Origin of the sequence: Enterococcus sp. AZ149 (assembly GCF_051714285.1) — a bacterium.
Taxonomy (GTDB): domain Bacteria; phylum Bacillota; class Bacilli; order Lactobacillales; family Enterococcaceae; genus Enterococcus_D; species Enterococcus_D entomosocium.
This window is the reverse complement of sequence record NZ_JBIORO010000001.1, coordinates 2,706,482-2,732,584: the sequence shown is the minus strand read 5'-3', so window position 1 is coordinate 2,732,584 and position 26,103 is coordinate 2,706,482. Positions and strand designations below refer to the sequence as shown.

18 protein-coding genes are annotated in these 26,103 nt (G+C 42.4%); 15 read left to right on the top strand and 3 right to left on the bottom strand.

Going from position 1 to position 26,103, the window contains the following annotated elements; all coding sequences use genetic code 11:
- Window positions 1–103 precede the first annotated feature (103 nt).
- From IGI94_RS12595 to IGI94_RS12585, 3 genes are read right to left on the bottom strand one after another with little or no spacing between them, the layout of a single operon-like run.
- The gene (locus IGI94_RS12595) at window positions 104–1,555 is read right to left on the bottom strand and encodes a response regulator (protein WP_005234181.1); all 1,452 of its coding nucleotides are present in this window, start codon (window positions 1,553–1,555) and stop codon (window positions 104–106) included.
- Window positions 1,552–3,321: a sensor histidine kinase gene (locus IGI94_RS12590; RefSeq protein ID WP_128431619.1), complete on the bottom strand. Its 1,770-nt coding sequence runs from the start codon at window positions 3,319–3,321 to the stop codon at window positions 1,552–1,554. Before IGI94_RS12590 ends, IGI94_RS12595 begins: the two co-directional genes overlap by 4 nt.
- Window positions 3,290–3,946 carry a DUF624 domain-containing protein gene (locus tag IGI94_RS12585; RefSeq protein ID WP_010749870.1) on the bottom strand — a complete coding sequence of 219 codons (657 nt, stop codon included), beginning with the start codon at window positions 3,944–3,946 and terminating at the stop codon, window positions 3,290–3,292. Before IGI94_RS12585 ends, IGI94_RS12590 begins: the two co-directional genes overlap by 32 nt.
- A gap of 265 nt (window positions 3,947–4,211) precedes the next feature.
- Here IGI94_RS12585 and IGI94_RS12580 point away from each other — a divergent pair, with 265 nt between their 5' ends.
- The 15 genes from IGI94_RS12580 (at window position 4,212) to IGI94_RS12510 (ending at window position 25,969) form a co-directional block, all read left to right on the top strand.
- Window positions 4,212–5,522, top strand: coding sequence for an ABC transporter substrate-binding protein (locus tag IGI94_RS12580; protein WP_438899847.1), 1,311 nt, complete (start codon window positions 4,212–4,214; stop codon window positions 5,520–5,522).
- Between the two features lie 188 nt (window positions 5,523–5,710).
- Window positions 5,711–6,670, top strand: a complete 960-nt coding sequence (locus tag IGI94_RS12575; protein WP_016608843.1) for a carbohydrate ABC transporter permease — start codon at window positions 5,711–5,713, stop codon at window positions 6,668–6,670.
- A 3-nt stretch (window positions 6,671–6,673) separates the two neighbouring features.
- The gene (locus tag IGI94_RS12570) at window positions 6,674–7,507 is read left to right on the top strand and encodes a carbohydrate ABC transporter permease (protein ID WP_005234188.1); all 834 of its coding nucleotides are present in this window, start codon (window positions 6,674–6,676) and stop codon (window positions 7,505–7,507) included.
- Window positions 7,508–7,582: 75 nt separating this feature from the next.
- Window positions 7,583–9,196 (top strand): glycosyl hydrolase family 28 protein, encoded by a 1,614-nt coding sequence (locus IGI94_RS12565; RefSeq protein ID WP_438899846.1) that lies wholly within the window; start codon window positions 7,583–7,585, stop codon window positions 9,194–9,196.
- Between the two features lie 424 nt (window positions 9,197–9,620).
- Window positions 9,621–10,874, top strand: a complete 1,254-nt coding sequence (locus tag IGI94_RS12560) for a glycoside hydrolase family 28 protein (protein WP_016612693.1) — start codon at window positions 9,621–9,623, stop codon at window positions 10,872–10,874.
- A gap of 419 nt (window positions 10,875–11,293) precedes the next feature.
- Complete coding sequence (locus IGI94_RS12555; RefSeq protein ID WP_438899845.1) at window positions 11,294–12,808, top strand: extracellular solute-binding protein; 1,515 nt, start codon at window positions 11,294–11,296, stop codon at window positions 12,806–12,808.
- Between the two features lie 264 nt (window positions 12,809–13,072).
- Window positions 13,073–13,741 carry a DUF1961 family protein gene (locus tag IGI94_RS12550; protein ID WP_008380760.1) on the top strand — a complete coding sequence of 223 codons (669 nt, stop codon included), beginning with the start codon at window positions 13,073–13,075 and terminating at the stop codon, window positions 13,739–13,741.
- On the top strand, window positions 13,741–14,415 hold the full coding sequence (locus IGI94_RS12545; RefSeq protein WP_438899844.1) for a YesL family protein: 675 nt from the start codon (window positions 13,741–13,743) through the stop codon (window positions 14,413–14,415). The genes IGI94_RS12550 and IGI94_RS12545 overlap by 1 nt, the downstream gene beginning before the upstream one ends.
- Window positions 14,390–16,903 carry an exo-rhamnogalacturonan lyase family protein gene (locus IGI94_RS12540; protein ID WP_005234198.1) on the top strand — a complete coding sequence of 838 codons (2,514 nt, stop codon included), beginning with the start codon at window positions 14,390–14,392 and terminating at the stop codon, window positions 16,901–16,903. The genes IGI94_RS12545 and IGI94_RS12540 overlap by 26 nt, the downstream gene beginning before the upstream one ends.
- Window positions 16,888–17,835, top strand: a complete 948-nt coding sequence (locus IGI94_RS12535) for an ABC transporter permease (protein ID WP_005234199.1) — start codon at window positions 16,888–16,890, stop codon at window positions 17,833–17,835. The genes IGI94_RS12540 and IGI94_RS12535 overlap by 16 nt, the downstream gene beginning before the upstream one ends.
- An 11-nt stretch (window positions 17,836–17,846) precedes the next feature.
- Entirely contained in the window at window positions 17,847–18,725 is an 879-nt protein-coding gene (locus IGI94_RS12530; protein WP_005234200.1) for a carbohydrate ABC transporter permease, read from the top strand.
- 86 nt (window positions 18,726–18,811) lie between these two features.
- Window positions 18,812–21,022 (top strand): helix-turn-helix transcriptional regulator, encoded by a 2,211-nt coding sequence (locus IGI94_RS12525; RefSeq protein WP_008380767.1) that lies wholly within the window; start codon window positions 18,812–18,814, stop codon window positions 21,020–21,022.
- A gap of 193 nt (window positions 21,023–21,215) precedes the next feature.
- Window positions 21,216–23,888, top strand: a complete 2,673-nt coding sequence (locus tag IGI94_RS12520) for a beta-galactosidase (RefSeq protein ID WP_086316498.1) — start codon at window positions 21,216–21,218, stop codon at window positions 23,886–23,888.
- Entirely contained in the window at window positions 23,860–24,699 is an 840-nt protein-coding gene (locus IGI94_RS12515; RefSeq protein WP_008380772.1) for a sugar phosphate isomerase/epimerase family protein, read from the top strand. The genes IGI94_RS12520 and IGI94_RS12515 overlap by 29 nt, the downstream gene beginning before the upstream one ends.
- 286 nt (window positions 24,700–24,985) lie before the next feature.
- A complete protein-coding gene (locus tag IGI94_RS12510) occupies window positions 24,986–25,969 on the top strand; it encodes a LacI family DNA-binding transcriptional regulator (protein WP_223347119.1) in 984 nt (327 codons plus the stop codon).
- Window positions 25,970–26,103 lie beyond the last annotated feature (134 nt).

The following is a 26,103-nucleotide window of genomic DNA, read 5'->3' as shown; positions in this document are numbered from 1 at the left end:
GACATCAATTACTGGTTAGTCAAAGAGGTAGTTCGCTCACGAATGTGAGCGGACTACCTCTTTTGTTGAAATAGCAAAACAATCATTTCGGATAGAAGAACCGTTAAGAGAGAAGTGCTTTTTCTTGCTGCTTCAAGAATTTCTTTGGTGTCATACCGGTAATCTTTTTGAACGTTTGAACAAAATATTCGGGGGCATTACTAAAGCCCGTCATCGCTGCCACTTCGTAGACTTTGTAGTTTTTCTTCAGCAATTCTTGTGCTTTTTGGATGCGGTATTCGGCTAATTTTTGATTGAAGCGAATCCCGGTTTCTTTGTAATAGGTTTTTCCTAAGTATTCAGGATTTAAGTACAAAAGATGGGCGGCGATCCATTTCAATGACAATGCTTCATGGTCATAATATTCTTCGATGATCAGGTTGACTTTTTGGGACAACTGCATGTTCTCACTATCGTCTAAGCTGCCCCGCATCAAATCGATACAGTGAAGCAGCATAAACTGGAGTTCGTGCCAATTATTCAAGAGCATGATCTTTGGGGAATAGTCATCGAAGTAGATGTCTTTTTTGATGCGATGATTTTCAAAAATTGCTGATAACAAATCGTTGACTTGCAGCCGCAATAGTTGGACAGGGTAAAGCTCCATGCGACAGGTAGAAAAAAAGTTTTCCGTAAGAACTTGGGCTAAAGTCAGTTCGCCTTTGTCGATCAATGCCAAAAGTTTTTCACGGTATTCCATGTAGAGACTATTTTCATAGACATTTTCTTGTGAGATTTGGGCTTCTTGGATGACTTCAAAGGTATCAAAATAAAACTCCTTATCCAAGTTCCGCTTGCCTAAATGATAACTGAGTAAAAATTTTTCGGGAGTTTCGACCCAGCAATTGATGGCGATCCCTTTTCCTAGATGCGCAGCCTGTACCTTCGTTTTAAAAAAGAGATTAAAGGTATTTTCCGTACTGAAGTTCAGGATATAGCCAACTTTGTTTTGATGACCGATCACCAACTCGTGATGGTTCTCATAGCTTTCGATCCGCTTAGCGATGGCGTGATAGAATTTCGAATCAAATAAGTACATACAAAATGGAAAAACGAACGATTCAGGCAGCGGTTCTTCTCCGCAGCTATTGATGTATTGTTCAATTTGTTGTTTTAAATAGAGGGTAGATTCCATTTGGCGACGTTCAGAGCGTTCGATCGTCTCAGCCAACGCTTCTGAAAGCTTGCTCGGAAAAACAGGTTTTTCAAGGAAAAACTTGACCCCTAAAGCCATCGCTTCTTTGGCAAAGGAGAAGCTGCCAAAGCCTGTCAAAATAATGATTTGAATCGCAGGATTGATGGCTTTTAATTTTTTGATCAAGGCAAGTCCATTGACTTTAGGCATATTGATGTCGGTAATTACGATGTCGATGGTGTTTTGCTGACAAAATGCCAAGGCTTCTTCACTGTCTGTGTAAATTCCTTTGACCACTAATGGGAAATCAAAAGAAGCAACGAGGTTAGCCACACCATTTGCTATCAAGGGTTCATCGTCAACAACGAGGATATTTTTCATGTTTCACTCACTCCTTTTAAGGGGATCACAAAGCGCACCGTCGTCTTTTTGAAGGGAATCGAGGAGACGATGGCTAACGACGCTTGATCACCATAATGCAGTTGCAATCGTTTTTGAATATTGGTCAATCCGATGCCGCCTTCTTTTTCAATCGAGAAGTTGGCTTTAAAACCAGGGCCATTGTCAGAGACACTGACTTGGAGAAAGGTTGCTTGTTGTTCAATCGTAAGGACGAGGCGACACGTCTCCTTCATATCATTGACGGCGTATTTAAAGACATTTTCAATCAATGGTTGAATCAGTAACTTAGGAATCTTAAAGGACAGGTCATTCACCAAAATTACTTCGATATACTCGATTCGTTTCCCGAAGCGAACGTTTTGAATATTGATATAGGCATGCACGATATCTAACTCATCTTGCAGCGTCGTGAAGTCAGACTTGGTATCGATTTTTTTACGAAACAAATAGGCAAGGGAGGTGACCATCTCTGAGATCTGCCACTGCTGATTTTCAATGGCGATCCAGTTGATCGAGTCTAACGTATTGTAGAGAAAATGTGGATCTAATTGCGCTTGCAATCCCTTAAATTCGATTTCTTGGGACAAAATACGCATTTCATAATTGTCCTTGATCAAGGCATTTAATTCATCGATCATCGTATTGTAGCTTTCGTAAAGGACCATGATCTCTTCTTGACTATTTTCTGGGACAGCGAGGGTCTTTAAAGAGGCCAGTTTTTTCGTTTTCCGCAGAACGGCCATTTGCGAAGCCAAGTCAGCTAAAGGACGGGTCAGCTGATTGCTTATTTTCCGAATCACAACAATAATCAAACATAAAAAAGGCAAACTCACAGCGATGGAAAGGCCTTGTAGTTTATAAAGATCCGCTAAGACTTGGTTTTCAGGCAGTAAATAAATGAAGGTCATATTCGGCATCGTCTTCCGATCCATTGCATAGTAGTACTGGCGATTATCAAACGTCATGGAGCCGATCGATCGCTGGAAGGTTCCCATTTTCTGCTGCAAGGTATTTTGATCCGCAGCGAGGGTTTGCTCGTCATTTGCGGTACTATAAAATTGGTTCTGATACGCCATGAAAAATTGGTTTTGTTCAGAGACAATAGGAAGACTTTCGATCTCGTTACGAAAGAAGGACGTATTGACTAGAAATATCACCGTACCAATATAGGTTAAAGAAAGATCGGCTGTTGAATAGATTTTTCGCAGGTAGACACCTTGAGAAAGGTCCTTTGCAAAAAACCAACTCCCTTTGGCAGGCTTATCGGGCAAAGTCTCGATCATATCTTTGATGGTTTGGCCATTAAAGATATGGTCGGTCTCGGCTAGAAAGTTGATCATGTTTTCGTTCGTTGGGGTAAAGAGATAGACGTTTTGAATCGTTGATTCATTGCGTACGAGGGCGTTGATTTCTGCACTTAAGGCATTCTTTTGGTCGATCGCCTCTAAGGATTGCAAGGAATCTTGTGCCAAGATCCTTTGTAGGCCATTTTGGATCGGTGCACTATCGATAATGCGAAAAGAGAGGGTTTCGACGGCAGTTAACCGTTTGGCGATATTTGTTGAAATGATTGAAACATCTTTATACGCAGCTTCTTTTAGCTGTGTCATGTAGACTTGTCGCCAAACTAAGGTCAGGAGAACAGCCAATGAGACGATAATTGCCACCGTCGCAAAAAAGACAAAATGTAACTGTCGCTCAAAAGGCTGCTTTTTAAAGTGATTGATCAGCTTCTGGGACTTCATGGACACTGCCTCGCTTTGCTTGCAATTGTTTGGTTTTTTCAATCATCTGACCATGAAAAAATTCAGCGAAAAACAAGAAAATCACCAGTCCAAAGACGAGTAACAAGGAGGTTTTGGCAGTCAATAAGAGAAACAATAAATACCAGGTAAACAACAAGGCAAGGCCTTGCAGTGGGTAGCGAAAGACTAGAAAGATACTGACGTACAAGGTCTGTTTCCAAGCGTGTTGTTCGGCTTTGGCATAGGTCATAAAGCTGATGAATGCAGTGTAAAGGAGGAGAATCGTTAAAAGTAAATAGACAGGACGCAGCCAAGCCATTTCAGTCGGGAAAAAATGAGTAATCCGTAAGTTAAACAACAACAGGAGTACTGTACTTAATAGTCCAATGCCAAAAAGGGAAAAGGTGCGAAAGGCTTGCTTGTAGGCTTGCCAGAAGGCAACAGCTGAATAGTCATGGCCAGTTTTACGAAAATCATGTAAACATTTGATCGTGACAGCGGTGGCAGGACCGAAGCCAAAAATCCCCAACCCTAAAAGGGTAAAGAAAAGCCATAAAAGGTTTAATTTAGCAAAATAAGCTGTTACCGTAAAAAGACGAAACAGTCCGGTTTGTATTTTTTTCATTGTTTCCACCTACCTTGTTTTTTGAAAAGTAAGCCTTTTCAACGCTAGTATAGCATAGTATATTGGAAAAAATAGAGCATGTCTGTTTTTTTTACATTTTTCATCTGTTTTTCTATTTTTTTCTAGCTATTGCCCGTGAAGGCTTAGCCTTCAGCAAAAACGACAGTCTAGTTTTTCACATATTTGCTCTTGTTTTTTCATTTTTATTAACGAGGATTTCCATTACAATCACCTTGTAAGCGCAAACAAAAAGGAGTGTAGAAGAATGAAGAAAACTTTTTTTAAAGCAGCTAGCTTGTTGTTTCTTGGTGCGACCTTAGCAGCTTGTGGCAACAACGGTAATAGTAGCGGAAGTTCAGAAGCTGATGCGGATGGGAAAACGACGATTTCCTTTACCTGGTGGGGCTCAGAAGTCAGACACGAGAAGTATATCGAATCGATCAAAGAATTTGAGAAGCAAAATCCTGACATCAAAGTTGAATATGAATATGGTTCTTGGGATGACCATTGGAAAAAACTAGCGACAAAAGCGGCTTCTGGAGAATTACCTGATGTGATCCAGATGGATGTGCAGTACATTGCGCAATATGGAACGAAAAATCAATTAGCAGATATGTCGGAATTTATCGGCAATGAGATTCAAACCGATGATATCAAAGAATCGATTTTAGCAACTGGTGAGTTAGATGGAAAAGTTTTTGGCATACCAACTTCTGTCAATACGATGGCGATGCTCTACAATCCATCATTGGTAGAACAAGGGGGCACTGGGATCGACTTTAGCAATTATACCTTCGATGACCTTGTAGAAAGTACGGCAGCGATCGCTGAAGCAACAGGTGATTACGGTTGGAATGATAACAATGACAACAGTACGATTTTGCAATATTTTTTACGCACTAAAGGTGAAGATCTATACAAATACGATGCGGACGGCAAACCAGAGATCGGTTTTACCAAAGAAAACTGGGTTGAATTTATGGGGGCTATCGCGGACCTTACGGAAGCCAAAGCAATGCCAACCGCAGAAGTGACTAGCAATGCCAACAGTATGGATCAATATCCGTTTTCACAAGGAAAAGCAGCCTATATGATGACTTGGTCCAATCAATACTTGACCTATAAAGCCTCCGCCGCAGAAGATGTCGAAATCAACTTGGCTCGTCCATTCGACTCAGAAAACGGGGCGATGGCGTATCGACCAGGGTTCTTTTATTCGATCGCGAATGCTTCTGAATCAAAAGAAGCAGCTGCGAAGTTTGTTGACTTTTTAGTGAATAGTGAAGAAGCCAATAAGATCATCGGTACTGAGCGGGGGATTCCTTCCAATGATGCTATCAAAGAATTGCTTTATGCCGACATGACACCAGAAGAGCAAGAGTCATCTGATTTCTTAGATGATATTGCAGACATCGTCGGTGATCCATCCCCAATCCCACCAATTGGGTTTGCTGAAATCAACACGTACTTTAAAGAGCTGTACGCAGAGATCACTTATGGCACGATGACACCAGAAGAAACTTATGATGCCTTTACGCAACGCTGCGAAGAAATTTTTGCAGAAAACTATCAATAAGCATAGATGTGGCGCCTTTACTGACTTTTTCAGTAAAGGCGTTTTTTAGGAGAAGCAATGGAGGCAAAAAATATAGGTCCTCTAGTTTTTCACATTTCTGTGCTTTTTTTTCTATTCATTCTTAAGAAGCACTTCGTTAAAATCAACTTGTAAGCGTAATCAACTATAGGAGGTAGGAAGTGAAAATTATGGAACTACAATCAAAATCACCCACGGCCAAAGAGCCTGGGAAACTCAAAAGCTGGTTTAATCGATTACCAGAATCAAAACAGAATATGGTTACAGGCTACTTATTTATCTCACCCTTCATCATCGGCTTTTTTGCTTTTATTATCGTCCCGATGGGGATTTCTCTTTTTATGTCTTTTCATGACTATGATTTATTGACAGAGGCGCAATTTGTTGGCTGGAATAACTTTAAAACGATTTTTACGAATGATCCCAAGTTTGTTCAGTCACTGACTGTTACGCTGAAATATGTTGTGTTGGCAGTCCCTTTACGGCTGATCGTCGCATTAGCAGTGGCGATGCTGATCAACCGCCCATCGAAATTAAGCGGCGCTTATCGGGTATTATTTTATATCCCTTCGATTTTAGGTGGGAGCGTGGCGGTCTCGATCATGTGGCGGAATCTTTTTGGCGATTCAGGGTTGATCAATGGCGTGCTAGCGGCGATCGGCTTAGACCCAATCTACTTCTTTAAAAGTCCTGGCTTAGCGTTGATGACCTTGATTTTATTAGCAGCGTGGCAATTTGGCTCATCGATGTTGATTTTCTTATCCGGTTTGAAAAATATTCCGAAAGATTATTACGAAGCGGCGGAAATTGATGGGGCAGGAAAAATCAGACAGTTTTTCAATATCACGGTCCCAGTCCTGACGCCAATCATCTTTTTCAATCTGATCTATCAAACGATCATGGCCTTTTTGACGTTTACACCTGCGTTTATCATTTCGAATGGGACGGGTTCACCCCGTAACGGCACGTTAGTCTATTCCTTGTACATGTATCAACGAGCCTTTACCGATTTCAAAATGGGCTACGCTTCAGCCTTAGCGTGGATTTTACTGGTCATCGTTGGGTTGATTACGATTCTGTTGTTCGCAACATCGAAATTTTGGGTGTTTAAAGAAAACGAGGAGGTTTGATTGATGCGTGAACAAAAACAAAATTATTTCTTTGATGCCGTGATCTTAGTTGCTGCATTACTGATGCTTTATCCGATTTTCTGGCTACTGTTTAGTGCCTTTAAACCTAGTAGTGACATTTTTCGAACGGCAACGGAGTTGATCCCCCGAAGCTGGACGTTAGAAAATTTTACCAAGGGGTTTGAAGGGATCGCAGGGATTCCCTTCATTCGCTATATTTTCAACTCGTTGCAAATCGCGTTGATTTCAATGGTAGGGGCGGTCTGTTCTTCGGCTGTCATTTCTTATGGATTTGGTCGAATTCCTTTCAAAGGAAAAGGCTTTTGGTTTGCTTGTATCTTGGTCACGATGATGCTGCCGCAAGAGATCATCATGGTGCCTCAGTATCTTTGGTTTAATCAATTAGGCTGGCTTAACTCGATTCGTCCGGTAACCGTTCCTTCATACTTCGGACAAGCTTTCTTTATTTTCATGATGGTTCAATTCGTCTCTGCGATCCCGACAGATTTAGATGAAGCAGCAAAAATGGACGGCTGTGGACGGGTCGGTATTTTCTTCCGCGTGATTCTACCGTTGATGAAGCCTTCCTTGGCAAACGCTGCGATCTTCTCTTTCTATTGGAAATGGGAAGAACTGATCGGACCGATGCTGTACCTCACACGTCCGCAAAACTACACGGTATCGATTGCCTTGAAGCAGTTCCTGGATGCTAGCAGCACCTCCAATTGGGGAGCCATGTTCGCGATGTCTGTGGTCTCCTTGCTGCCTGTGTTGATCATTTTCTTTATTTTCCAAAAATACATTGTTGAAGGCATCAGCACGACTGGTCTTAAATAAGTATGGAAAAAGATATTCGCTGTTTTGGAATATCTTTTTTCTATTGAATGAATTCGTTGAAGAAAGGACAAACCGATGGAACCATTTCAAGTAATTGATTTTCATGTCGTACCAAGCACGATCGGCGCTCATCAAGCGACCCTTATTTGGGAGAAGCCGCTGCACGCTCAAGCTATTTTTGGTTATCAATTGTTTTTAGACAACGATTTGATCCAAACCAGACCAACAAACAAGACGCATTGGACGTTGACAAACTTATCTGCCGATCAAACGTATCAAGTAACGATCATCTGCCTCGATCTTCAGGGATGTCTGCTTACAAATACCGCAGTCACGACGACCTTTCGTACAAAGAAAAAAAGTGTTGTGTTAGATGTTACGCAAGCACCATACCATGCTGATAGCGAAGGCAAAGAAGATAGTACCGCCATTCTCCAGCAAGCGATCAACGATTGTCCTAGCAACGGCACAGTCTGGATCCCAACAGGGGCGGTGATCCTTTCCGGTGCGTTGGAGCTAAAAAGCAATATGATTTTTCAGGTAGATGGCACATTGCAAGCAAGCCTCGACATAGAAACGTATCGGGTTGCCCCTCACGATTATTTAGGAAGCGTGAATCAAGAGGGGTTGCCATTAAGCCGTTATGAAGGCTGGGAATTGTTTTGTTTTCGTTCATTGATCAACATTGGGTATATCGATCGGGGCGATCGAGGGCGTATCGTTTGTGAAAATGTCCGTCTTTGTGGCAAAGGAACGATCATTGGTGGCGGGAATCCATTAGGACTAGCGATGCGAAACCCTTATGCAGACCGTGAACAGTATCCAGAATATGTTTCTGATGGAAAACCTGGAAGACGAGTAAGGGGATGTTTGATCTGTATGATGCAGGCCAAAAACATCCATTTGACAGAGCTGACGTTGAGTGATCCACCATGCTGGACTGTTCATATGATTTACTGTGACACCGTTGTGACCCATGGGGTGACTATTCAGTCCAAAGGCATCGACAATGGCGATGGTTGGGACCCAGATTCTTCGCAAAATTTGCTGATTTTTGACACCGTTTTTGATACGGGCGATGATTGTATCGCAATCAAATCTGGCAAAAATCCAGAAGGAAATCAGATCAATAGACCAGCGAAAAATATTCGGCTGTTTGATTTGGCTATTCGAGGGGGACATGGCATCGCGATTGGTAGTGAGCAATCTGGTGGTGTTGAAAATATCGCTTTTCGAGATTGTCAACTGACCAATACGCTTTATGGACTAGAATTGAAAGCGCAGAATGATCGTGGTGGCTATATTCGTCAAGTGACGATCACCGATTGCCTGTTGGATCGTTTCATGGCTCATCCTGTTGCTTACAATGCCGATGGTCAGGCAGCACAACAGTTACCGATCATTTCGGATATTTTGGTCAAGAATACCCGTATCGTAGGGCAGAACCCTTTGGTCGAGCTAAAAGGGTTTGTCGATGAACAAACACAGCAGGTTTCACCGATCCAACGCGTTACTTTTGAGTCAGTTGCCTTTGAATCAGCTAAAGGGCAAAAGAAAATGATTTTTGAACAGTGTCAGGAGGTCAGCTTTAAAGAGGCAGCGATCATTGATCGAGCGGCCATAAGTGACGCAATAAGTTGCCAAGAAACAGTCGAACTATCCATGGTGGGGCAAAAGAAACGCACGTAGAACAAGCTTTTGGAAATGATCTGCGTTGGTTTTCCCAATGAGAAACAGTTAGTTAAGCACCTTATTTCCTTCCTTGACAGGTTGCGCCTTTTTGCTTTTGTAGACAAAAAGGCGCATTTTTCTAACAAGAAAGGACGTTACAAAAAAAGACGATCCTCAGAAATCAAAAAGGACTTTCTTTTGCCACTAAGGGGACTATAGTAAAGAATGTAGGAAAAAAGGACGCCAGAAAGCACATGGGAAAAGACAACGAGATGTGCCAAGAGGAACGCTTTACTTGATGGACAGCGCCAGTAAGAAGCACTTAGTTCTATCCAAATAAATGATAGATGAAAAAAGGTTGGCGATGCGCAAATTTTTAAAAGTCATGGATATCGATAAACCTATTTGTAGCGTAAAACAAAAGCGTAGGAGGTAAGCAAGAATGGAAGACATCACGCAATTATTGCAACGAGAAATTGACCAAGCATCAACTGTGCAGGGAACAGTGATTACACCACCCGGCGCCTATCAAATCGGCGCGTTGTTTTTAAAAAGCAATGTGCACTTGATTGTCTCAGAGGATACGATTCTGTATGGTAGTCAAGAACTGGCCGATTATCCCGAAGTAGATAATCGGGTCGCAGGGATCAATATGAAGTGGCCTGCAGCGATGATCAATGTTTTTCACGCAGAAAATGTCATGATCTCGGGAAAAGGGAAACTTGATGGTCGTGGAGAAACATGGTGGCAAACGTTTTGGGGAACAGATGAAGCCAGCGGGATGATGGCGGATTATGCAAAGAAAGGCTTACGCTGGGCAGCAGATTATGATTGCAAGCGTCCACGAAATATCCTTGTTTATGAAAGTCAGCAAGTAACCATCAAAGATATTTCGTCGGTACAGTCGGGTTTTTGGAATACACAAATCACGTATTCTCACCACATATTGATCGACGGCATCACGATAGACAATGGAAAAGGGCCTAGTACTGATGGCATCGATATTGATTCCTGTGAAGAAGTCACCATTCAAAATGCCTACATTTCCTGCAACGATGACAATATCTCGATCAAGGCGGGACGTGGGGCAGAAGCCTTAGCCCAGCAAAGAAGCTGTCGGAAAATCACGATCAAAGACTGTCAGTTAGGGTACGGTTCAGGAATTGCCATTGGCAGTGAAACTTCAGGTGGGATCGAAGAGATCAAAATCCAAAAAGTCGTCTTTGAGCAAACTGGCGCAGGGTTTCGGATCAAATCCGCTAACAATCGAGGTGGATTTATACGCAAGGTCACTGCTTCGGATTTAACGATGAAGGATGTTGGCTTTCCTTTTCTCTTACAAACAAATTGGTACCCAGATTATAGTTATCCAGAACTGCCAGCTGATTATGCGGAAGAGATTCCCGACTATTGGCACAAATTGATGGCACAACCTGCTATTCCAGTAGGTCCAGCAAAGGTCTGCGACATTAATATTGAAAACGTGCAAGCTACCAAAATAGGACAACAAAGCGTGCGTGCTTTCTTCATCGAGGCCAGCCCAGCAGAACCGATCCGCAATCTAACAATGAAAAATCTTTCCATCCATGCCGACGAGTTCGGCAAGATTGCAGGGGTCGAAAACTTAAAGATGGTGGAAACGATCGTCACTGCGTTAGCGCCAACCTTGGATCAAAATGATGTGTATGAGCGGTAGTACTCTTTCTGTCGGATATGAATGAGTGGTGATCCGCTTAGTACTACAAAACTGATGAATTATCAAAAAAGACCAATGAGTTGGTCTTTTTTTCATGATAAGATGTTTCCAAATCTCTCACGAATAAGAACATCAGTACTTAGGCTACTTTTTCTACAACGAGAATTTAAGAATGATAGGAATCAGAAAAACTGCGATAATTAAATTAATTGAGCGAACTAAGAACACGAAGAACTATTTATTCTTTTTTCCTATAATTTACGATACCTGCAAATGTAGAGCAAAACTCCCTACCCAGCCATATATCAACGATTAACAAAAAATGTCAATTGCTGGAAATCCTGCTTTTCGTTATGCTTTTGGTATTGAAAGCGGTTTATTTAATCGAGCTCAACAACAAAATCTAAGGAGGAAAAGTAGTGAAAAAATTAAGTACGATTCTTGGTTTGGGGTTACTATCAGTCGCCTTTTTGTCGGCATGTGGGAAGGAGGAAGCAGGTTCCACAACAGATTATGATACGATTTCGATTTTATCGCCGTACATTGAAACTGAACCACCTGCAAGTGACAACGAGATTTTGAAACAATTAGAAGCTTACACTGGCAAAAACATTGATATTACCTGGGCACCCAATACATCCTATGAGGATAAAATGAATATTACGTTAGCTTCAGATGATATTCCAGAAGTGATGGTCATTCAAGGAAAATCAGGAGGATTTATCAAGTCAGCAGAAAATGGGGCTTTTTGGGATTTGACCGACTATTTAGCTGATTATCCTAATCTCTTTCAGTCTAACGAGGATGTTTTGCGTAATTCTTCTGTGAATGGCAAAGTGTACGGAATTTATCGGAAACGTGATGCGATGCGGACGGCGGTGATCATCCGAAAAGATTGGTTAGAAAACTTAAACTTAGAGGTACCAGAAACGATCGATGATCTTTATGAGATTGCCAAAGCATTTACTGAGAACGATCCCGATGGGAATGGTGAAAATGATACGTTTGGTTTGATTATTCCCCAATGGCCTGGCTCGATCAATTCAAATAGTCCTTACGATGTGTTAGCTACTTGGTTTGGGGCAGGAAATGCTTGGAAAGAAATAGACGGCACTTTAGAGCCATCCTTTATGCAACCAGAATACCTAGAATCAATGCAATTTGTTAAAGATATGGTGGAACAAGGCTATGTCAATCGTGATTTTGCAACCATGGCAGCAGATAAATGGGATGAGCCGTTTATCAATGGACGTGGTGGGATCATTATTGATACGTATTCACGAGCAGCACAAATCAGTAATAAATTATTGCAAGCTGGAGAAGAAGACCTCGTCGTCTTTACAGGGAATTTAAAAGATAATAGCGGTACGATGAATGCGTTACCGACAGATGGCTATTCTGGTTTCTTGGCGATTCCTAAGTCGAGTGTCCAGACAGAGGAACATCTAAAAGAGGTGTTGACGTTCCTTGATAAATTAAATGATAAAGAAGCACAGGTATTGCTGAACAACGGAATCGAAGGAATCAATTTTGAAGTAGTGGATGGAATGTCCGTCGCACTAGAAGGATCAGAAGCTGAAGCGTTAGCCAATGCGGTCAAAGGGTACTCACAAATTGGGATGAATGTAACGGAAGATACCCTGTACTATATTGCTAAGCCTGATACAGAAGCGGCTACTGAAAGCTATGAAAAACGATTGTCATTGATGGAAGCTGATTTAGAGCACGCTGTCTTTAACCCAGCAGCCTCCTATAATACAGATACGTATGTAACAAAAGGGGCACAGCTTGATCAGATCATTAGTGATGCGCGGGTTCAATTTATCGCAGGACAAATCGATGAAGCGGGTTGGGAAGCTGCGATCGAACTTTGGAAGAATCAAGGAGGCACGCAGCTGATGGAAGAAACGAATGCCCTTCATCAAGCACAATAACGACAGTCGAAGAAGGTTGAGTGGATCTTGCTCTCAACCTTTTTCTTTTTCAATAATTTTTTTCAGCTAATAAAATGGAGTAATAGTCAAGTGAGACGAGACAGGTAGTGAGAAATCAGAAAAGAAAAAATGGAAACAAGCAAATGAAAACCCTAATCTAACGCTTGATATCAAAGAATTCAAAAAAAGTCAATTGTTAGAAATGTAGGTCAAGTTTACTATGAAAAGAGAAAAGCAGCTCATATACGCATAAAAGGAGAAGAAATGTTAGCGAAATTGATCTATGAAAATCCGCTGAATCAAGCAGCAGATATTCAACACTTTATTGCTGAAGGAGAGCCCAAGATTACTTTCCAAGACGGGATGATTCTGGCGAATACGTATTCTGAAGAATCAAACAAACAACCACATTTTGTTTTATGGCTGCCTCAACAATTTCCAGCGGACCTACGAATCACCTGGCAGTTTCAACCACTGGCTGAACCAGGCTTATGTATGCTCTTTTTTGCAGCAGCCAATCGCAAGGGTGGCTCGATCTTCGATTCTGGAGTACCCAAACGAACCGGGGCATATCCCGAGTATCATTCTGGAGGGATCGATGCTTACCACCTTTCTTATTTTCGAAGAAAGTATGAGGAGGAACGGGCGTTTGAAACGTGTAATTTGCGCAAAAGCCATGGGTTTCATCTGGTCGCCCAAGGCGCAGATCCACTTCCGAGTGTAGCAGATGCCCGAGGGTTTTATCACCTAAGAATCGATAAGGTAGGTGCAACGATCTCCTTTTGGATCAACGACTTATTGGTGTTAAGGTACCTTGATGAGGAACAGTTTGGTCCCATATTAACCAAAGGAGCGATCGGATTTCGGCAAATGGCGCCAATGAAGGCCCGCTATAAAGACTTAAAGGTATATTCCTTAGAGGAGGAACGGTGATGAATTGGCAGAAAGTAAATCAAGCAGCAGATTTTGTCTTTTATTGTTTGCTGATAAATGTAACCGTTATTATAGGTGCGCTAGTAGGTGGGATCATCTTTGGACTGGCGCCTAGCATACAAGCAGGATTCCACGTAGCAAAGAAAACCCTTAAACAGGAATCGCCGCCTTTTTTTCAAACGTTCTTTCGGTATTACCGCAGGAACTTTTGGCGATCGAATCGCTTGGGCTTACCGATCATTCTCTTTTATTTGTGCCCCATGGTAGTGATCCAGCAAGGATTTTTAGCGGCATTGACTCAAACAGGCTTGATCCTATTGATCGTTAGCCAATGCGTCGCGATCGCTGTGATTAATACATTGCTTAGCATGTACGAATATTATGTGCTCCCAACGAAGAAGTACCTAGGCGCTTCACTACGCTTTCTTTTCTTTCAACCTATTGGCACCTTTTTAGGCGTCCTTTGGTTTGGGATTTGTAGTACGATCAGCTTTTTTCTCCCCGGTCTCCTGCCATTTTTAAGTATTGGGATGTGGATCATTGGCACAATGGGGATTTACTTGAAATTATTTGATGAAAATGAACAAAAGCTAAAGCAACAAAACGATGCAGTTCAACCTGCAGAGAGGGAAGAGGAGGAAATCGAGCATGGCATTGAAATGGCTCAAAAATAAACCTAAGGGAAAACGTGGGCTGAGTTTTGGGTATCCATGGGAAAAAGGAGCTTTACAACCTGAGGTTCTAAGTGAGGAACTGTTTTTGCTGGGGGAGGAGCCGCTGCAAACGAAAGTACTGGCTTACTGGCCAGATGGCAGTGTGAAATGGACAGGACACAGTGGTCTGGTGGCAGAAACGACGCAGTTACTTTTTCAAAGAAAACAGCGTGTCCAGAAGAAACAGGCGATTGCTAGGGAAGCATACAACGGTATTTATTTTGACAACGGTACGATCAAAGGCTTCTTCCCGAAACATGGGGAAGGGAAAAATGTATTGGACTGGGTAGCGGTCAATGGGCAGAAAAAATTGCAAGATCTTCACGCAATCCTGCAATACCAAAACAAAAAGGTGCAGTCCAAAGTAACGGACTTGATGTTGGAAGAAAATGGTTCAGAAAAAGCCGTTATCAAAGTATCGGGCGTCATTGAGATCAATCAAGAAGTGGTGCAAGAGTTTATTTTACGGTTCCGTATCTTTCGCGAAATCAGCAAATTGGAAATCATTCATACGGTCATTATCATCAAACCACTTGCTTATGAAGGCATGGGGGTAGCATTTGATTATGCGTTGACAGGTGAAAATTGGAATCGACAAGTCAAATTTATTGCAGATGCTGTGTATCATGAAGCGGCGCAATTGTTACTTTCACGGCGACACTATCAACAAAACATTCCCTATCAAGAACAAGCCAGTGGACAGCTCGTTTCATTGACCCCAGCGGACGAGCCGATGCTGTCTCATGCGGTGGAAAATGCTATTTGGGACAATTTTCGGGTCAATCAAATCAATCATCGGTCATTTGAATTAGAAAAACAGACAGAACCTGGGTACTGTTGGTTGCCCATTGGGGATGGTGAGCGTTATTCAGGTACCTTTTACGCTGGGGGAGAAACCGGCGGCGTTGCTTGCAGTATGGAGAAATTTTGGGAAAAAGCACCATCTGCGATCGAGGTGGCAGGCATCACCCAAAAAGCAACCCGAATCACGATGTGGCAGTGGTCACCGAATGCCAAGCCAATGGATTTTCAGCACTATTCCAAACGGGATCATGTGCTTAGCGGATACGAAGGAATGGAAGAGATTCGTTCGACGGCAGTTGGCGTAGCAAATACGACGCGTTGTTGGTTGGATCTTTATGAGGAAGCCCCGTCAGAAGAAGTGTTGCTGGACTTAGCTCAAGAAAACCAAGAACCTGCCCAGATCGTTTCATTGCCAGAGCGTTATCAAGAGACGAGGGTTTTTGGCAAGATCAGTTTACCAGACGAATCAACGAAAACGAAACAGTTGCTGGAGCAACAATTGGCTGAGATGCGTCAATTCTATTTAGCAGAAGTCCAACAAAGAAGTTGGTATGGCTATTGGAACTATGGTGATGTCATGCATACCTATGATCAGTTTCGACACCAATGGCGCTACGATCTTGGTGGGTACGCTTGGCAAAACACTGAATTGGTCCCTAACATGTGGCTTTGGCTAGATTTCTTACGGACTGGTGATCCAAGCGTCTACTATCTGGCTGAAAGCATGACGAGACATACTTCAGAAGTCGATCAGTATCATGCTGGGGAATACAAAGGATTAGGGTCACGGCATAATGTCGTTCATTGGGGTTGCCAAGCCAAAGAAGTTCGAATTTCAATGGCGGGTCTCCATCGCTACTACTACTATTTGACAGCGGATGAACGCATTGGAGAGATTATGGAACAAGTCAAAGACAATGAAACCTATGCTTTTGATGCGTTACCACCGATGCGCGAGTTTTATGAACGAGAAACGAAGCGGATACCGATTCGCATCGGACCAGATTGGGCTGCGCTAGTCTCGAACTGGTTTACCCAGTGGGAACGGACGAATGATCCTGTGTACCTTGAAAGAATTCGCACCGGCATCACCTGCATCAAAGCCATGCCCCAGCGCCTATTGTCTGGTCCCACAGTGTTATTTGATCCACAAGACAAAACCTTATCTTATATGGGAACAGGGAATTTTGGCGGCTATCACATGGTCATCTCCTTTGGGGCGCCGCAAGTTTGGTTAGAACTTGCTCAAGTGCTGGAAGACCCAGAGTGGACAGAGATGTTAGGGGAGTTTGGCTGGTTTTATAGCTTGAGTCCTGAAATAAAAGCAGAAGAGTCAAACGAGGTACTGACGGAACCTCATTTTGCCTGGCCAATGTTTGCGTCGACGATGATGGCCTTTGCTGGGCGAGTGCGTAACGATCGAGCAATCAGTCAAAGGGCTTGGCAGTTATTGCTTGATAATGACAAATCGGGTGTTCCATTGCCGATCGAAGCGACCATTGAAGCAGCGACAACGTGGAAAAAAATAAAAGAAATGCCGTGGGTATCGACCAATGTGTTGTCACAGTGGGGGCTAAATACGATTTGTTGTTTAGCACTGATTGGAGCGGAATTAGAGGAGGAGAATGAATGGAAACAACAATAAAAAAAGTGCCGAAAACGAAAGAGCAATGGGGGAGTTTTCTCAACCATTTTAAACAAAATAAATGGCTCTATATTTTGACGATTCCCGGGATCATCTATTTTGCAGTATTTCGTTATGCGCCGATGTATGGGTTGATCATTGCTTTCAAAGATTATGTGCCCTTTTTAGGAATCGCAGATAGCCCATGGGTAGGAACACAAAATTTTATGGATTTCTTCAATAATCCTGATTTCTTTCGAATCTTGTGGAACACGTTGATGATTGCCTTTTTAAACATTTTCTTTTCGTTTCCAGCACCAATCTTTTTGGCACTGTTACTGAATGAATTACGCAACAAGCTGTTTCAGCGGACCATTCAAACCTTCGTCTATGTACCGCATTTTCTTTCATGGACGATCGTCGTTAGTCTTTGGCATATTTTATTCAACATCGATCATGGAGCGATCACTCAATTTATCGCTTCGTTGACAGGCGTGGAAATCGATTTTCTCTCAGACCCGCAATGGTTCCGCCCCATGATCGTGATGCAATCGATTTGGAAAGAGATCGGTTGGGGGACCATTATTTATTTAGCTGCCTTATCAGGTGTGGATCAGGAACAATACGAAGCCGCGATCATGGATGGTGCAGGACGTTTTCGTCGTGTGTGGCATATCACTTTGCCTGCGATTCGTTCGACGATCATCATTATGCTGATCATGCGGATCGGGTCGATTTTGTCTACTGGGTTTGATCAGATTTTCTTGATGACCAATCAGTTGAACCGAACAGTAGCAGATGTTTTTGATACGTATGTGTATATGATGGGGATCACCAATGGCGCTTACAGTTACTCAACAGCCGTCGGATTATTTAAATCGATCGTTGGGATCATCCTCGTACTTTGTACCAATAAATTAGCGAAACGCTTTGGCGAAAGCGGCTTATACTAAGGAGGAAAAAGATGGATACTTTACACAATACGAAGGCAGGGAAAATATTTGACATTTTTAATGCACTATTTTTGGCATTGATTGGGTTATTCATGGTGATTCCTTTTATTTATGTGATCGCAGGTTCATTTGCTACGGAGTTAGAATTGACCACACGTTCGTTTTTCTTATGGCCAAATGAGATCAGTCTCGACTCCTATCGCTTTATTTTTTCAACCAACACCTTTATCCGTAGTTTGCTTGTAACGGTCGGCGTTACCATCGTTGGCACGCTGGTGCAGCTTTTCTGTACCTTCACCTTTGCCTATCCTTTATCACGCAAGCACCTAAAAGGACGGAACACCTTGTTGAATCTCGTGATTTTTGCAATGCTCTTTTCAGGTGGGATGATCCCAACGTTTATCGTGGTGAAAAATTTAGGACTGATCAATTCTTATTGGGCATTGATTTTGCCAATCGCGATCAATCCCTTCAACTTAATGATCATCAAAAACTTTTTCCAAGAAATGCCGATCGAGTTGGAAGAATCCGCCAAGATGGACGGCTGTACGGAACTAGGGATCTTATGGAAAATCATTTTGCCTTTATCAAAACCAGTGATCGCGACCTTCACCCTTTTTTACGCCGTTGGTATCTGGAACGACTTCATGAGTGGATTGCTCTATATCAACGATTCAGCAAAATGGCCGATTCAGTTATTGTTAAGACAGATCACGATGGCCTCCAGTGGTGCCAATGCGTTAGCAAGTATGGACCCAAACTATGTGCCGCCTGAACAAGGAATCAAATTTGCAGTCATCATTGTGGCGACTTTACCAATTTTGATCTTCTATCCGTTTTTGCAAAAACATTTTGCCAAAGGAATGCTGATTGGATCCGTCAAAGGATGATACACTTCAATAGTTGTGGATAGGTTGTCATGCGTTTTTTCGCATGACAATTTGTTACATAAAATCTATTACAAGGGTGTTTGGGAATGAAGTACTTTAAAACAGGCGGTTTTCATCGAAAACTGCAGCTAGCCAGTCTATGGATCGTCGTGCCGCTATTAGCCGTTGCAATCTTTTTGCATGCCTATTTGATCGGACCATTACAACGATCGTATCAAGAACTAAACAATCGCCAAGTCGAAGGAATCGTTAGTAACATCAACCAACAGTTCTCGCAGCTGGAAGTGACTTTAAGCGTTTGGGGGCAATCGTTTCAAAGGCGCTACCAAGAAGATTTATTGGAAACGACGAATTATCAGACGTTGATCCAGCTGTCGGAAGAATTGTTTTACTTAACCAATAGCTCCAATTATGTCAATCGAATCGGTATTTATTCGCTCGGAGAGGCGCCCTTTGGGATTGAAAGTGGCGGCACGTATGAATTAACGCTCGAGCAAACCAAAACAGCATTTGAACGCTATCGGATCGATAATGGTAGGCAGTATCAGTGGAAGATCATTGAAGAAGAGGATGAATTGATTTTTGTACAAAACATTGATAGCCAAGGCGAAGATCAGCCTAAAATTTTTTTAGTTGCAACGATCGACGAGCAATCATTGTTAAAGTATTTTTATGATACTCAAATTGAAAATGGACTCGCAGCGATTTCCTTTAATCATGAGAGTTTTCGTTTTATTGGCGATCAGAACTTAGCGAATGTTATCCAACCGCTGAGTGAGGAGCATCAAGGAACCTGGGTCGAATCGATCAATGGCAATGATTATAGCATGATCGCCGTAAACAGTACGCGACTCAACCAAATATGGACGTTTTATACCGTCGTTCCCTTAGCATTGATTACCGAGCCAGTCACTCATTTGGCTAGAGTGCTGATCGTCGTAAGCATTCTTTTTATTGCTTGTGTGGCAGTCATGAGTCTCTTTTTGGCAAAAAAACAATACCAACCTTTTGAAAAAACGATGGATCAGCTCTTTGGTAATACCCAATGGAAAAAAGAAAACGATCTGGAGTTTTTGGTGGACCGTTGGCAACAATTAAGTCGGGAAAAAGGATTGTTGCAAAATCAGGCGGAACGCTTTCAAGATTCGCTGAAGCGACAAGTGATCCAACATTTGATGGAAGGGTATTATGGCTATTTATCGGAGGAAGAATCGCAACAATTACTGCAGCAAAAAAACTGGTGCTTAAGTGACCAAGGGTATCGCCTGTTTTATTTCCAACTCAATGATCTATTAAGCAATCAAGCAAATTCACAAGATGAAACCCACATTTTGTTTGCCTTAGAAAACATTATAGCGGATGTCACAGCCATGTTTTTCCCTGAATCAACCATTGTTTCTTCAAATGAAGGACGGATTTTGGTTTTTGTGGTCAATCAAGAGCAGCTACTGACAGATTACTTCACGATGATCACCAAGCAAATCAATTTGATCGTCTGCCGTTATGTCACCATCGTTAGTTCGCAACAAGAAACAGAGATTCGCAAGTTGCCTGAAGTTGCCCAACGTCTCAAAAAGCAAATCCATCTGCAACGGTTGATTCCCGAAAATCAAGTGCTTCAAGGAGAGAAAATGCGCCCGCTGCCGAAGTATTCTCTTTCGCAAGAAAATTTGATTTTAACAGCGCTGAAAAGTGGCTATCATGAAGAATTGCAACGAAGTGTCCAGCGGTTTTTAGAACAGGTCGTGGCAGAAAACAATCAACAGGCTGCGGTGATCTATGTGGTCAATCGACTGTACGATCAAGTCGATTACCTTTTAAATGAAAATGGGGTCTCACGAACGGATTATGTATCGAAAACGGTTGTGTTAGAGCGAATCGAACGACTTTTGGACATCAATCAGATCCAAGCCTTTTTGTACCATCATTTCTTAAAACCCGTCTCCATCCTCTGGCAAGAAAATGTCGCTAATTCTTATAGTGAAATGATCCAAAAAGTAGCGGAGTACATCCAATCTGATTTTCGCAATGAACAAATTTCGTTAGAATACGTTGCGGATCGTTTCGAAGTAGACCCAATCTTTTTGAGTAAGGAGTTCAAGCGTGCCAAGCAGGTCAACTTTATTGATTATTTAACCAATGTTCGCATCGTAGAAGCAAAACGGCAGTTGCTCGAAACTGATCACCAAATCAATGAAATTGCAGAAAACCTTGGGTATAATCCCAGTTACTTCAATCGTTTATTTAAAAAGTGCACGGGAATGACCCCAGGACAATATCGAAAAGGTCAGAGCTGATCACTGTTGGTTGCTGCGGAAAAGCTCGTATTTTCGCAGCTTTTGCTCTGATTTTTCCATGTTTTCGTCAGCAAATGTTTTGTATAATAGAAAAGAAAGCGATTTCTAATGCAGCTTATGTTCAGCAAGAAAACCAGTGGACTTGTCGAAGTTGTTGGAAATCTGATAGTAAATAGATGGAGGAAGAAAAGAAATGAAAATCGTTCTAGGCGGAGATTCAACCGTGGCGGATTATCCCCTTGATCAACAGCCAATGATGGGCTGGGGACAAGCTTTACCAAGCTATCTGTCCCCAGAAGTAGACGTACACAATTTTGCGAAAAACGGCAGTACGACTCGTTCGTTTATCGAAGAAGGGTTGTTTAAGCAACTCCTGCAAGAAGTCGAACCGAATACAGTCGTCCTACTGCAATTTGGACATAATGACCAAAAAGAGAAAAATCATGTCACGATGGAGGCGTACATTGCTCATTTGACAGACATGATCCGTCAAATCAAAGAAAAAGCAGGAATTCCTATCCTGTGTACACCTGTTGAACGACGTGTAGGGGAAGAGGGACGACTGGCGCATACGTTGTCAGCATTTTTACCTGTCTTAAGAGAACTTAGTCGAACGGAAGAAGTGGATTTGTTTGATTTAAATCGCTATACCTATCATTATTATGACACATTAGGACTAGAAGCTTCCAAAGCGCTCTTTGTTTGGTTAGCACCGGATGAGCACCCCAATTATCCTGCAGGTCTCGCAGATGATACCCACTTTTCAAAGGTCGGGGCGCATATGATCGCTCGCTATGTAGCGATTCGTTTACAGGCGTTTTTCCATGAGCAACCACTGTTTCCTGATATTTATTACGGCGCCTGCATGTATCCAGAAGTCTGGTCGGAAGAAATCATGCAAAGTGATAGTCAAACGATGAAAACGTTGGGCATGAATTTTGCTAGAATTGGGGAATTCATGTGGCGTGACTTGGAGCCTCAACCTGGAGAATATGATTTTGCGTTGTTGGAACGTGCGCTAGAACAGTACCAAGCAAATGGCATCGATGTTTGCTTATGTATTCCAACGCCAACTCCGCCCCGCTGGTTTACAAAACAGTACCCAGAAGCTTTAATCACTAATCAAGATGGGACGAAGATGCATCATGGCTCAAGACAGCATGTCTGTACCAACAACGAGGACTTTCGCCGCTATGCCTATCGTTTGACGAGAAAAATCGCTGAGATTGCCGAAAAACATGAAAATGTCGTTATGTTGCAATTGGACAATGAGTTTAAATGTCATGTCGATCTATGTTACTGTACGACGTGCCAAACGCGTTGGCATACGTATTTAAAAGACAACTATCAATCCGTGACCAACCTCAACGAGTGTTGGGGCACGAAGGTGTGGAGTGAGTGGTATGACGCATTTGAGGATGTCGTCTTGCCACTAACGACCCCGTTTTTGCATAATTCTTCCCTGATGAATGCCTTTCGCCGCTTTACCACCGATACGTTGAATGAGTTTGCGCATGATCTTTGTCATTTTATCCGAATGGAGACCGCGTTACCCATTACCCATAACTCCGCTTTTGGGTTTAACTTGCAAAATGATGAGCTATTTGCTGATTTAGATATTGCCGGTTTTGATACGTATGCACCGGCAGACAACTATCCAGCGTATACCATGAACTTGGATCGTTGGCGGAATGTCAAACCGCGCAACAAGGAAATGTTATTGTTAGAAACTTGTACCGCCAATGCCGGTCATATTGAAAACTATGCGGCACCTCGTCCTCATGGGTTTGTCACAAGTGAAGCGTTCATTGGCTATGCTGGTCATTTGAAATCCTTCTGTTTTTGGCATTTTCGTGGACATCGCTATGGTGTGGAGCAACCCCATAGCGCCGTGTTAACTGCTTGGGGAGAGCCAGATCGTGGGTATGAAGAGGTAGTTCGGATTGGCGAACTAAGACAACAGATCGCACCACTTTTAGCGGAAACGAAGTATGTATCTGCAAAAATAGCCATCATCTACTCGGACTACTCGAAACGCTTTTACACGATCGATCATGGGGGTATTTATGATTATCGCAGCCTGTTTACCGAATTTTACGGCAGTCTGATTCGCCAAGGGATTCGTGTAGAAATCATTCAAGAAAATAGTCCGTTAGAAGAGTATGATGTTGTTCTTGCCCCATTTGTTCGTTGGATCAGTCCTACCTTGCTGAAAAAATTTGCCGCCTTTACTGAAGCAGGAGGCAAGCTGATTTTAGGCCCGATGACGGGGGATCGGACAAAAGAGCTAGCGTGGCCAGCGACGAATGGCTTAGATCGTTTAGGAGAATGGCTCGGGTTTGACCAAATCCAGCAGTTTACGGTGAAAGGACTGACTTATCAGCTAACCTATGACGGCCTAAAAGAACCTTTGGATCATTTGGTCACAGTTTTTCATTGCCCAGAAGATTGGGAAACGATCGGACGAGGGAATGACCAAACGCTACTAGCTAAGAAACAACTGGCTCAAGGAGAGATCATCTATTTAGGTGCGCTACCTAGCAATTTACCAGACAGTTTGATATGGCAGTCGTTTTGTCACAAAGAACTTTTCCCTTATGAATCAGAGCGCCTGTTGATCAAATGTTCGGAAGGTGTGATGAAGTATCGCCGAGAGTCAGCGACCCATGTCCAACTCTGGATCAGTAACTTAGGGATGACGACAGCTGACTTTACCTTACATCTCCCCGGTTTCGAACGCTTATCAGGTGAAGCGCTGGCGCGGGGTAACCATAGGCTAGAACCTTATGAAAATTTGATTATTGAATGGGAAAAAACAGTAGAAAGCGAGGAGTCAGATGATTCATTTAGCCATCCGAGGGCATGACCTCTCAGGAGAATATACACCCAAGCAGCTAGCACAAGCGGTAGGAGCAAAGAAAATAAGAAACGTTCAGTTTGCCTTGAATGCGTCTTTTCCAGACCTAAGTGCTCCTGAAAAAATGAGTCCAGGTATGGGGACCTTCTTCAAGAATGAATTCCAAGAACAAGGCGTTCAAATCGCTTTGTTAAGTTGTTATAGTAACTTGATTCATCCCGAACCAGAGGAACGAGAGAAAATCTTACAGAAATTTGAGCGCTACTTATTCCATGCCCGTTATTTTGGTGCCAGCATGGTGGCTTCAGAAACAGGCTCAGTCATTGCCGCGCTGGGATATAGCGAAGAGAATTTTTCGGATGAGGTTTTTGAAGACTTGATCCATGTGATCCAGCGACTCGTTCGAGTAGGAGAAAAACATAAAACCATGGTAGGGATCGAAGCAGGAATGAATCATCCGTTGTATTCGAATCAGCGCATCGCCGAGCTGATTGAACGTGTTCCTTCTGATTATCTAGGGATCATTTACGATCCAACGAATTTGATCACCGCAAAAACGGCTGCTGATCAAGTTGCATTGGTAGAAGAAGCGTTTACTCTTTTTGGCGAGAAAATCGTCTGCTTGCACCTAAAGGATTTTCAACTCTCGAGAGAAGAAGTGATCCCTGTCCCGTTAGGTGAAGGACAAATACGGTATCCAGAAATTTTACAGCTTCTGATCAAACACAAGCCATACTGTTACGTGGTGTTAGAAGAAACAAAAGACGCTGGGATCGATCGTGCGGTGGCGTTGATTGAAGGCTTAGATTTAAAAAATTAGCTGGGTGCTTGTGTAAATGATTGTTTAAGAGAACACGGGAGTGATTTTCTTGTTTTCTTCAAAGACGCTGACATTAATGCAAACTTTTATCTAGCATAGAAAAGTTGTTTATGGTGAGATTTCATCTAAACAGCTTTTTTATTTTCATAAAAATAGAAAATGTAAGGTAAGGTTTGCTATTATAGAATAAAAAGAAAGCGTTTTGGAATGTTGCATTCGGATAATAGATCAAATGGAAAAGGATTTAATATTTACGAGACATGTAAAAGAGAGAAAGGAGGGACCAATGGCAAACATGCAAGACGTGGCAAAACTTGCCAATGTATCTGTGACCACCGTCTCACGAGTGATCAATAACAGAAAATATGTCAATGAAGAAACAAAGCAGATTGTGCTAGAAGCAATTCAAACACTTGATTATGTACCAAATGAATTAGCACGGTCCTTTTATTACAATTCCTCAAAGATGATCGGCTTGCTGATCTATGATTTGAAAAATGATTTTTATAATCAATTTATTACCCGAATCGAGTCGCAACTGATTGAGAAAGGCTATAGTTTGATGATTGGTACCACACAAGGAAATCCTGAAAGAGAAGCCTATTTTTTGAACTTGTTTCTCGCAAATAATATTGATGGGTTGATCTTATGTACCAATCTTTGTACGCAAGGTCCATTGTTGCAAAAGGTTCTCAAATTACCTCTAGTGAGTGTGGGTAGAGTCCTTAGCGATGAAGTATCCTCCGTTTCTGCGGATAATACCTCAGGTGGACAGTTGGCAGCACAGATCTTAATCCAAAATCGTTGTCGCGAGATCCTCTTCGTTAATGGACCAAAGACATTACATTCCGTTCAAGAAAAATCAGCTGGTTTTTATCAAGTGATGGACCAATACCCAGAGATCCATGTTCACGAGGTCATACTCGATTTTGTAAATGTCACGCAAACTTCCTTTGATCAACTTTTTCGTCAATGGCCTTCTATCGATGGCATTTTTGCGGCAAGTGATTTTTTGGCAGCCTGCGCTTTACGTTCCCTTCATTCACTGGATAAAAAGGTTGGTGAAGCGATTCAAGTGATTGGTTATGAAAACACCAATGTTTGTCTTTGTACTAACCCTTTGCTTTCGTCCATCGCACGACCTTTAGAGGAGATGGTGGATTGGACGACCCAGCTACTTTTTCAAGAGGTACAAGGAGACAAAACCGCACCAAGACACGTCCTCTTGAAAAATTCATTTGTCCCAAGAGAAACGACTCAATGGAAGTGATGGGAAAAGAAGCAACCGCTTGCAGCTTTCTTTTGATTGTCTTGGGATAGCCGCAATTCTATAATGAAATGGACTGGAATAAATCCAGACTGATGAAGTTGCTAAGTGATAGGTGTTGATAGCTAGTACTATTT

What these genes read in the sequence shown, in the direction of transcription:
- IGI94_RS12530 (WP_005234200.1), top strand. Translation starts at nt 17,847, where the DNA reads ATGGATACTTTACACAATACGAAGGCAGGGAAAATATTTGACATTTTT.
- IGI94_RS12550 (WP_008380760.1), top strand. Translation starts at nt 13,073, where the DNA reads ATGTTAGCGAAATTGATCTATGAAAATCCGCTGAATCAAGCAGCAGAT.
- IGI94_RS12515 (WP_008380772.1), top strand. Translation starts at nt 23,860, where the DNA reads ATGATTCATTTAGCCATCCGAGGGCATGACCTCTCAGGAGAATATACA.
- IGI94_RS12560 (WP_016612693.1), top strand. Translation starts at nt 9,621, where the DNA reads ATGGAAGACATCACGCAATTATTGCAACGAGAAATTGACCAAGCATCA.
- IGI94_RS12525 (WP_008380767.1), top strand. Translation starts at nt 18,812, where the DNA reads ATGAAGTACTTTAAAACAGGCGGTTTTCATCGAAAACTGCAGCTAGCC.
- IGI94_RS12520 (WP_086316498.1), top strand. Translation starts at nt 21,216, where the DNA reads ATGAAAATCGTTCTAGGCGGAGATTCAACCGTGGCGGATTATCCCCTT.
- IGI94_RS12590 (WP_128431619.1), bottom strand. Translation starts at nt 3,321, where the DNA reads ATGAAGTCCCAGAAGCTGATCAATCACTTTAAAAAGCAGCCTTTTGAG.
- IGI94_RS12510 (WP_223347119.1), top strand. Translation starts at nt 24,986, where the DNA reads ATGGCAAACATGCAAGACGTGGCAAAACTTGCCAATGTATCTGTGACC.
- IGI94_RS12595 (WP_005234181.1), bottom strand. Translation starts at nt 1,555, where the DNA reads ATGAAAAATATCCTCGTTGTTGACGATGAACCCTTGATAGCAAATGGT.
- IGI94_RS12575 (WP_016608843.1), top strand. Translation starts at nt 5,711, where the DNA reads ATGGAACTACAATCAAAATCACCCACGGCCAAAGAGCCTGGGAAACTC.
- IGI94_RS12545 (WP_438899844.1), top strand. Translation starts at nt 13,741, where the DNA reads ATGAATTGGCAGAAAGTAAATCAAGCAGCAGATTTTGTCTTTTATTGT.
- IGI94_RS12535 (WP_005234199.1), top strand. Translation starts at nt 16,888, where the DNA reads ATGGAAACAACAATAAAAAAAGTGCCGAAAACGAAAGAGCAATGGGGG.
- IGI94_RS12570 (WP_005234188.1), top strand. Translation starts at nt 6,674, where the DNA reads ATGCGTGAACAAAAACAAAATTATTTCTTTGATGCCGTGATCTTAGTT.
- IGI94_RS12580 (WP_438899847.1), top strand. Translation starts at nt 4,212, where the DNA reads ATGAAGAAAACTTTTTTTAAAGCAGCTAGCTTGTTGTTTCTTGGTGCG.
- IGI94_RS12540 (WP_005234198.1), top strand. Translation starts at nt 14,390, where the DNA reads ATGGCATTGAAATGGCTCAAAAATAAACCTAAGGGAAAACGTGGGCTG.
- IGI94_RS12565 (WP_438899846.1), top strand. Translation starts at nt 7,583, where the DNA reads ATGGAACCATTTCAAGTAATTGATTTTCATGTCGTACCAAGCACGATC.
- IGI94_RS12585 (WP_010749870.1), bottom strand. Translation starts at nt 3,946, where the DNA reads ATGAAAAAAATACAAACCGGACTGTTTCGTCTTTTTACGGTAACAGCT.